The following is a 7280-nucleotide window of genomic DNA, read 5'->3' on the forward strand; positions in this document are numbered from 1 at the left end:
AGGGATGAGTGGGGATGGGCAACGGAGGAGTGGATGACCGAAGCGGATGCCAATCATTGATTGAACTGCCTGACCCGCAGAGGTCCTGTGCCATCCACCGAGCCATCGACCCAGGTCAATAAAAGACGATCGGAGGCCGTACGCCGAAACCCATGGAAGGATACGAAGTCCTGGCCCAGCGATTGAACGTCGATTGGGCTCCATACCCCGCCCTCCCAACGTCGAATGTAGAGCTTCCCTGGAGGGGCTCCTTGTTCAATCCATGCGACCATGGGAGTTCCCGTTGCATCCCCCGCGATTGAATGTGCGAAAACAGAAGTCTTTCCCGTTACAGCATCGAGGCGACCGCCAAGCTCCTCCCAGTAGGTCCCGGTCCACCTGCTGACATAGAGGCTTTCAGCATTTCCGTCGAACTGTCTCCATGAAATGAGAGGCTTCTGGGTGCCATCAAGGCTCATCCCAAGAAGCCCACCCTGAACATCCGTGGTGAAGTCGCTCTCGAGTTCAATCCAATCCTGGTCGACGAAATGGCTGATGTGCAGGGTGATGGGGGGTCCAGGTGTGGCCCATGCGACCACAGGGGCATCTGCCGTGGAGAATTGGAGGACCGCCTGGCTGTTGGTGTGAACGTCGGGTGTTGGAGTGGCGATGCACTTGATGGTTCGTTGCCAGGTCCAATGCTGTTCATCGAGCGTACTGATGCACAATGAGGCGCTGTTGTTCTTCCATTCCCTCCATATGAGGGCGGGCTTTCCGCCAGAGGTCCGGAAGAATGAGGGTGATTGCTTGTGGGTGAGCACCTCGGACGGACTCGCAGGATCGCTCAGGGGCGTCCACTGAGAACCCGTCCATTGTTGGGCATGGAGTTGGAAGATGCCCGCCAAATCCACCTCGCTCCACGCCACGATCGGTATGTCATCACGGGTCAATGTGAGGGCGGCCTCCTCGATGCGGGCATCGGCTCCAGTGCCGCCAAGCGCTTCGCCAAATTGATGCCATTCTCCATCTTCCCACCGGCGGACGTAGAGTCTGCGAGCCGAGCCTTCCAGGATGTGCCAAGCTGCTACCAACCTGCCCTTGGAGTCGAAGTCGTAGCTGCCCAATTGCGCCGCGCCAGTCGTGACGACGGCCCCCTCCGCCTGTCCCCAAGGAATCCAGGAAGGCATCTCCCACGACCAATCCTCGCTCTGTGCCGCCAGTCGGTTGCCTGCAAGGTCCGTGATATCGCTGGTCAGGATGAGCGCGGCACTGGCGGCTGCTTTGAATGCAGTCACGGGACTCACGGTGACGGTCGTTCCATCGGAGGACGGAGACACGGTTTTCGAGATGTCGATGCCACCCATTTTCAGGCGCACGGACTCATTCGTGAGGGTGCTGGTCTGAAGGGGCTCATTGAAAACGGCCTGGATGAGGCTTCGTACCCAGACGGTCTGGGCTGAGGGTTTTGGCGTCCGCATCACGACTTGAGGAGGTGTCCGGTCGACCACCACCTCGCGCGGCCCGCTGGTGAAGACCGCGCCGCCCGTTGACGCCCTCACCACCAGTTGGTGCGGGCCTTCCGGCGTCGAGGTCGTGTCCCACGAATAGTCATAGGGAGGTTCGACGATCGTAAGAAGCGCGCCATCCAGCAACAGCTCTACCCGGGAGGGATCGTCACCCGTGACGTCAAGCTGCACGGAGACGATGCCGTTCGTGTACGCCGGGGACTCCGGCGTGACGAAGCGAACCTGGGTATTGGAGGCTTCCAGCGGCGGGATGCTCAGGCACGCCGTGCTGGAAAGTAGGGCGACGGTACCCCCAAGCCACCGGGCGATTTTTTGAAGAGGGCTCATAAGGTTCAGCGATGCAGGCCGCGTTCCGTCCTCTACCGGACTGCCCGCCCTCCAGGCCAGTGACCCCGGGCAGCTCCTGCCGGTCCCGATCCTGGACGCCCATCCGACTCACGGGCCCCCCGCGCCCGGGCTGCTCCGCTGGCTGCTCCCCAGGTAGGCCACCAGAGGCACGGGTACGACTCCTGCTTCGTCCCCACTTTCCGACGTGGGGCGTCACGGGCGACGCCCACTCAACCTTCCTCAAGGACCTCACACCATGGATCGCGCCTGGAAGAAGAAGGTCATCGTCATCACCGGAGCCTCCAGCGGCATCGGCCGGACCACGGCGTTGCTGCTGGCGAAGAAGGGCGCGCACGTGGTCCTCGCCGCGCGCCGGGAGGAGCCGCTGGAGGACCTGGCGGCCGAGTGCGAGGCCCTGGGGGTCCAGGCCCTGGTGGTGCCCACCGACGTGTCGGACGCGGCGTCCGTGCACCACCTGGCGGAGGAGGCCGTGCGCGCCTTCGGCCACTTCAACGGCTGGGTGAACAACGCGGGCGTCTACATGCTGGGCAGTCTGGAGGAGACGCCGGACGAGGCCTTCCGCCAGCTCATGGAGGTGAACTTCTTCGGCACGGTGAGCGGCGCGCGCGCGGCGCTGGGCCAGTTCCGCCGCCAGGGCTATGGGACGCTCGTCAACGTGTCCTCCGCCTTCGGGACCGTGCCCGCGCCCTACCTGAGTGCCTACGTGGCCTCCAAGTTCGCGGTGCGCGGCTTCTCCGCGTCGCTGCGCCAGGAACTGCTGCGCACCGGCATCGACGTGTGCACGGTGATGCCCGCCGCCATCGACACGCCCCTGTGGCGCCACACCGCCAACTACACCGGCTGGCGCATCCGCCCGGTGGAGCCCGTCTACGCGCCGGAGCGCGTGGCCCGCACCATCCTGCGCGTCCTGCGCCACCCTGAACCGGAGACCCTCGTTGGCCCCGCGGGCAAGAGCTTCGCGGCGATGCACGGGCTGTTCCCCGCCACCTTCGAACGCTCCATGCGCGCCGGCACGGACGTCCTGCACTTCAAGGACGAGCGGCAGGGCGCCACCTCCGGCAACGTCTTCCAGCCCATGCCCGAAGGCACCGGGACGTCGGGCGGTTACCACGGGGCCGGAAAACAATGGCTGCGCCGTCTTCTGGTCGCCGGAGGACTGGCCGCCGCGGCGGTGTCCCTGCGCCGCCGTGCGAGCGACCGCCGTCTGGGCCTGAGGCTTTCGCACGCCCTGGGGGTGTGATGCCCATGTTTCGCGGGTGCGCCCTCATTCCGGGGGACTCCGTGACGGGGCCATGACATGACCTGGGGAAGAGTCACACCCGCCATGAACATCGCCGTCCTCGTCAATCTGCGTGCGCGTAAAGGCTCCGAGGGCATGGGGGGGCTTGTCCGCGACCTGCTTCCCCGCGCCCGGGTGGCCCTCACCCGTTCCCTCGAAGAAGCGCGGGAGTGGGTGGACCAGCTCCGGCATGACCCGCCCAGCCTGCTGCTGGCGGGCGGAGGCGACGGCACCATCACCGGCCTGCTCAACGAGCTGCGCTCCCAGGGCGTGGCCCTGCCCGCCATCGGTGTGCTGCCCCTGGGCACTGGCAACGCCTGGGCCCGTGTCACCGGCGCGCCCCGTCCCCACGTGGCCCTGAAGCAGATCGCCGCGTACGGCGAGCGGCTGCCGCCCCTGCGTCCCTTCTCGCTGGTGCGGGTGGAGGGCCGGGTGGCGCCCTTCGCGGGCACCGGCTGGGACGCGGAGATGATTCAGGACTTCAAGAACCAGCTCGCCTCCGCCGGGCCGCTCAAGAGCACGCAGGCGGGCCTGCGCGGCTACCTGGGCGCCATGTTCACCCGCACGGTGCCCCGGCACCTGTTCGGCGAGGGCAACCCGAACGTGTCCGTCTACAACCTGGGCGGCTCCGCGCTGACCATGGACTCGACGGGCGCGGTGCGGCCGGTGCCCAACGGTGGCGAGGGCGCGCTCCTGTACCAGGGCCCCGCGGGCGTGGCCGGCGCGGCCACCACGCCGGAGTGGGGCTTCGGCTTCAAGGCGTTCCCCTTCGCGCAGGCGGTGCCCCACCGGCTGTCGGTGCGCGTGTACGGCGCCGGGGTGATGGAGGCGACGCGCAACATGTTCCGCCTGTGGCGCGGGGAGCACCCCATGCCGCGCATGCACGACTTCTTCGTGGAGCGCCTGCGGATGGACTTCGACCGCGACGTGCCCTTCCAGATGGGTGGCGACGTGCTGGGCATGCGCCGCTCGCTGGAGTTCGACCTGGCGGAAGAGAACGTCCAGCTCGTGGACTGGCGCCGCCTGGGCCGCCTGCTCGAAGCGTAGTCGCCGTCCCGGCCGTCCTCCTTCGCGCGAAGGCGCTTGCCCCCACCGTGTCCCCTGGACACGATGCCGGCGCGCCTTCGCGTGGGGTCACCCTGCGAAGGACGGAGGGTGTCCACACGTGAGCCACACCTATGAGTACCCGCGCCCGGCGGTGACGGTGGACTGTGTCGTCTTCGGGTTGGACGAGGAGGACCTCAAGGTGCTGCTCATCCAGCGCGGGGTGGAGCCCTACGCGGGGCGGTGGGCGCTGCCCGGCGGCTTCGTGCGCATGGAGGAGTCCCTGGAGGACGCCGCGCGCCGCGAACTGGAGGAGGAGGCGGGTCTGCGCACCAGCCACCTGGAGCAGCTCTACACGTTCGGCGCGCCGGAGCGGGACCCCCGGGGCCGCGTCATCACCGTGGCGTACTTCGCGCTGGTGAAGCTCAGCGCCCATCACCTGCAAGCGTCCACCGATGCGCGCGAGGCGGCGTGGTTCTCCGTCTGGGACACGCCCAAGCTCGCGTTCGACCACGCGGACGTGCTCGCCACCGCGCTGCAGCGGCTCAAGGGCAAGGTGCGCTACCAGCCCATCGGCTTCGAATTGCTGCCGCCCAAGTTCACCCTGTCGCAACTCCAGCGGCTGTACGAAACGGTGCTGGAGCGCGAGCTGGACAAGCGCAACTTCCGCAAGAAGATCCTCGCCATGGACCTCTTGGAGGAACTGGATGAGGTGGAGCAGGACGTGTCCCACCGCGCCGCCCGCCTCTACCGGTTCGACCACAAGAAGTACAAACAGCTCGAGAAGGCCGGCTTCAACTTCGAGCTCTGACGGGCCCCCCGTCCCCTGTTGACCGCGGCGCTCCGGACTGCCCCGGAGTGCTGGTTCCGTGCGTCGCCTTGACTTCGTGTCATGTGGACGCTATGTTCGTGTCGTATCTACACGAAGTCGGGGCGGCCGCCGGTCGCTTCTTTTCCGCAGGTTCCTGTCGTGCGTGCCCTTCGAGGGCCACGGGAGAGCCATGTCCACGCTGCCCTTCGACGTCGCGGTGGGTTCGGTGCAGGGCCGGGAGCACGCGCGCTCGGGGCGCAACAACCAGGACGCCGTCTGCGTCCGGGAGAGCGAGCACGGGTTGGTGGCGCTGGTGGCGGATGGGTGTGGCAGCCAGCCGTGCAGCGAGCTGGGCGCGCAGCTGGGCGTGCGGCGGCTGGCGCAGGCGGCGCAGGCCCGGCTGGCGCGCGGGGAGACGGTGGACGGCGAGGGGTTCCTCCCGGGGCTGCGCGAGGACCTGCTGGGGCTGCTGGACGGGCTGTGCGCGACGCTGGGCCGGGACGTGCTGGGGGACTTCCTCTTCACCATCGTGGGGACGGTGGTGACGCCCACGCACACGCTCGTCTTCTCGTCGGGGGATGGGGTGTGGATGCTCAACGGCGAGGTGCATTCGCTGGGGCCGTTCCCGGGCAACGCGCCGCCGTACCTCGCGTATTCGCTCCTGCGCGGGGAGGACGTGCCGCTGGTGTCACGGGCGCTGGTGCCCACCGACGACGTGCACGCGCTGCTCCTGGGCACGGACGGGGTGGGGGATCTGCTGGGGCTCGCGGCGGCGCGGCTGCCCGAGCGCGACGAGCCGGTGGGTCCGCTGTCGCGGTTCTGGACGGAGGACCGCTACTTCACGAACCCGGACGCGGTGCGACGGCGGCTCGCGCAGCTCAACCGTGAAGCGGTGCGCGCGGACTTCGCGGAGCGGCGGCTGCTGCGCACGCCGGGCCTGCTGTCGGATGACACCACGCTGGTGGTGCTGCGTCGGCGGATGGGGAGGGCGTGAGGCCATGGACGTCTGGCTGGAAGGAAAGAAGGTGCGGTTGGATCCGCAGCGCGCGCTGGGCAAGGGCGGCGAGGCGGATGTGTATGACCTGGGCGACGGACGCGCGCTCAAGGTCTTCAAGCGGCCCGAGCATCCGGACTACCTGGGCCTGACGCACGAGCAGGACGCCGCGAAGGCGCGGCTCGCGGAGCACCAGCGCAAGCTGCGCGCCTTCCCCCAGGGCCTGCCGTCCAGGGTGGTGACGCCGCAGGCGCTGGCCACGGACCGCAAGGGCGCGGAGGTGCTGGGCTACGCGATGCGCAAGCTGGACGGCGTGGAACCACTGCGCCGGTGGGGGGAGCCCGCGTTCCGGCGCGCGGGTGGCAGGTCCGCGGACGCGGTGACGGTGCTCGCGGGATTGCACCGGGTGCTGGGCGCGGTGCACGCGAACGGCGTGGTGGTGGGGGACTTCAATGACCTGAACGTGCTGGTGACGGGGACGGACGCGTACCTCATCGACGCGGACAGCTTCCAGTTTGGAAGCTACGTCTGCCCGGTGTTCACCGAGCGGTTCCTGGATCCGCTGCGCCTGGACACGGGAGCGCAGGCGCTCACGCCGGTGCGGCCGGCGACGGTGGACAGTGATTGGTATGCCTTCGCCGTCACCGTGATGCAGTCGCTGCTGTGCGTGGGGCCGCAGGGCGGCATCCACCGACCGAAGGCGCAGGGCGCGCGGCTGAACGCGGTGGCGCGGGTGCTCCAGCGCGTCACCGTCTTCCACGCGGACGTGCAGTACCCCAAGCCCGCGCTGCCCCGGGCCACGCTGCCGGATGAGGTGCTGCACCTGTTCCACCAGGTGTTCGTGGAGGACCTGCGCGGCGCGTTCCCGCTGCCGGTGCTGGAACGGCTGCGCTTCACGGTGTGCGCGTCGTGCGGTGTGGAGCATGCGCGGACCGCCTGTCCTTCGTGTCAGCCGCATGCGACGGCGGCGGCCACGCCGGTGACGGCGGTGCGGGGGCAGGTGGTGGCGACGCGGAAGTTCACCACCCGGGGCGTGGTGGTGCACGCGAGCGCGGACGACGGGACGGTGCGCTTCGTCCACCACGCGGACGGCGCCTACCGGCGCGAGGACGGGCGCACGGTGATGCGCGGTGGGTTGGACCCATCGCTGCGCTGGGCGGTGCAGGGGGACGTGACGCTGCTCGGGCAGGGCGGCCGGGTGGCGGTGTTCGCGCCGGGCCGGGCGCCGGAGTTCCTGGGGGTGGACACCTGCGAGAACAAGCCGGTGTTCGCGGCCAATGCCAGACACCGGTTCTGGGC

The 7280-nt window shown here is 68.6% G+C and carries 6 protein-coding genes; 5 read left to right on the top strand and 1 reads right to left on the bottom strand.

All coding sequences use genetic code 11. The features are described 5' to 3' along the window. Nucleotides 1-53 precede the first annotated feature (53 nt). A complete protein-coding gene (locus tag D7X74_RS14740) occupies nucleotides 54-1832 on the bottom strand; it encodes an Ig-like domain-containing protein (protein WP_120533592.1) in 1779 nt (592 codons plus the stop codon). Between the two features lie 256 nt (nucleotides 1833-2088). Here D7X74_RS14740 and D7X74_RS14745 point away from each other — a divergent pair, with 256 nt between their 5' ends. The 5 genes from D7X74_RS14745 to D7X74_RS14765 all read left to right on the top strand — a co-directional run. Further along, nucleotides 2089-3093: an SDR family oxidoreductase gene (locus D7X74_RS14745; protein ID WP_120533593.1), complete on the top strand. Its 1005-nt coding sequence runs from the start codon at nucleotides 2089-2091 to the stop codon at nucleotides 3091-3093. Nucleotides 3094-3177: 84 nt separating this feature from the next. Continuing rightward, the gene (locus D7X74_RS14750) at nucleotides 3178-4179 is read left to right on the top strand and encodes a diacylglycerol kinase family protein (protein WP_120533594.1); all 1002 of its coding nucleotides are present in this window, start codon (nucleotides 3178-3180) and stop codon (nucleotides 4177-4179) included. 118 nt (nucleotides 4180-4297) lie between these two features. Beyond that, entirely contained in the window at nucleotides 4298-4987 is a 690-nt protein-coding gene (locus D7X74_RS14755; protein ID WP_120533595.1) for an NUDIX domain-containing protein, read from the top strand. A 190-nt stretch (nucleotides 4988-5177) separates the two neighbouring features. Then, the gene (locus tag D7X74_RS14760; protein ID WP_120533596.1) at nucleotides 5178-5981 is read left to right on the top strand and encodes a protein phosphatase 2C domain-containing protein; all 804 of its coding nucleotides are present in this window, start codon (nucleotides 5178-5180) and stop codon (nucleotides 5979-5981) included. 4 nt (nucleotides 5982-5985) lie between these two features. Continuing rightward, nucleotides 5986-7280 (top strand): hypothetical protein (locus D7X74_RS14765; RefSeq protein ID WP_199741827.1); only part of this gene is annotated, 1295 nt, incomplete at its 3' end.

Source organism: Corallococcus sp. CA047B, assembly GCF_003612065.1.
Classification (GTDB): Bacteria; Myxococcota; Myxococcia; order Myxococcales; family Myxococcaceae; genus Corallococcus; species Corallococcus praedator.

What these genes read in the sequence shown, in the direction of transcription:
- D7X74_RS14745 (WP_120533593.1), top strand. Translation starts at nt 2,089, where the DNA reads ATGGATCGCGCCTGGAAGAAGAAGGTCATCGTCATCACCGGAGCCTCC.
- D7X74_RS14750 (WP_120533594.1), top strand. Translation starts at nt 3,178, where the DNA reads ATGAACATCGCCGTCCTCGTCAATCTGCGTGCGCGTAAAGGCTCCGAG.
- D7X74_RS14740 (WP_120533592.1), bottom strand. Translation starts at nt 1,832, where the DNA reads ATGAGCCCTCTTCAAAAAATCGCCCGGTGGCTTGGGGGTACCGTCGCC.
- D7X74_RS14760 (WP_120533596.1), top strand. Translation starts at nt 5,178, where the DNA reads ATGTCCACGCTGCCCTTCGACGTCGCGGTGGGTTCGGTGCAGGGCCGG.